Source organism: Gammaproteobacteria bacterium, assembly GCA_035279405.1.
Taxonomy (GTDB): domain Bacteria; phylum Pseudomonadota; class Gammaproteobacteria; order Natronospirales; family REEB76; genus REEB76.
Window position 1 is genome coordinate 1 of record DATEHU010000051.1, and the last position, 1,067, is coordinate 1,067.

Consider the following 1,067-nt stretch of genomic DNA (forward strand, 5'->3'; position numbering starts at 1 on the left):
TCCATCTGATTCGGGGGAACAGATGGCCAAATGCAGCAAAACCGAGGTACGGCGGCTGAAAACTGCGCTGCGGTGGAAAATACCGGCAGCGCAGCGCCAACGCATCCAGATGGTACTGTTGCGTGAGAGTGGCATGGCGCAGCCAGCAATTGCGTCGGCAATGGGCGTGTCGCTGAGCACGGTGAACCGCGCGCACATGGCCTTTGACCACGGCGGCATTGCCGCGCTCAAGCCTAGGCCGAATGGCGGACGCAAACACGAGAACATGACGGTGGCCGAGGAAAAGGCCTTGCTGGCGCGCTTTGCCAGAGCCGCCGGCGCCGGCGAGATGCTGAATATCCATGATCTCAAGGCCGCCTACGAGAAAGCGATCGGACACGCCACCAGCGACAGCACGGTCTACAACCTGCTGCACCGGCACGACTGGCGTAAGCTGATGCCACGCCCGTTTCATCCCAAGCGCGACCTTGCGGCGCAGCATGCTTTTAAAAAACCCGCTTTCCTGATGCTGTAAGGAAGGCGCGGCGTGGGCGGCGGCTGCGCATCATGTTTGCCGATGAAGCACGCTTCGGCCGTATGAACCGCATCCGGTCCTGCTGGGCGCCGCTTGGCACGCGGCCCGCTGTGGCCGCGCAGCTCATCCGCCAATACATCTATCTCTACGGCGCGGTCTCGCCCAAGGACGGCACTTGCGTCTATTTGATCATGCCGACCTCGAATACGGCTAGCTTCCAGGCCTTCCTTCAAGTGCTGGCGCGCAGGTTTGTTCGGCAAGACATCCTGCTGGTTCTCGACGGCGCGCCCAACCACCGATGCGGCGACCTCAACATTCCCCGCAACATCACGCTCCTGTATCTTCCGCCCTATTCGCCCGAGCTCAATCCAAAAGAAAACATCTGGGATGAAATCCGCGAAAAAATCTTCAAGAACTACGCGCTCAAATCCATGGATGCCGTCCGCGTCAAGCTCCAACGTGCCATCCTCTACCTCGCGCGGAATCCCAAACTCGTTCGTTCCATCACCTCGTTCCCCTATATCGTCAACTCACTCTGATGTAGAATTGGTAT

Annotated in this window: 2 protein-coding genes; both read left to right on the plus strand. The window is 59.4% G+C overall.

Annotated elements, in window-relative coordinates; genetic code table 11:
- A partial coding sequence (locus VJR90_10845; GenBank protein ID HKV97969.1) for a helix-turn-helix domain-containing protein occupies nucleotides 1-514 on the plus strand: 514 nt, incomplete at its 5' end.
- 32 nt (nucleotides 515-546) lie between these two features.
- Nucleotides 547-1,053: an IS630 family transposase gene (locus VJR90_10850; protein HKV97970.1), complete on the plus strand. Its 507-nt coding sequence runs from the start codon at nucleotides 547-549 to the stop codon at nucleotides 1,051-1,053.
- Nucleotides 1,054-1,067: the final 14 nt, after the last annotated feature.

Coding starts and splice junctions, on each gene's coding strand:
- VJR90_10850 (HKV97970.1), top strand. CDS start 547: ATGTTTGCCGATGAAGCACGCTTCGGCCGTATGAACCGCATCCGGTCC.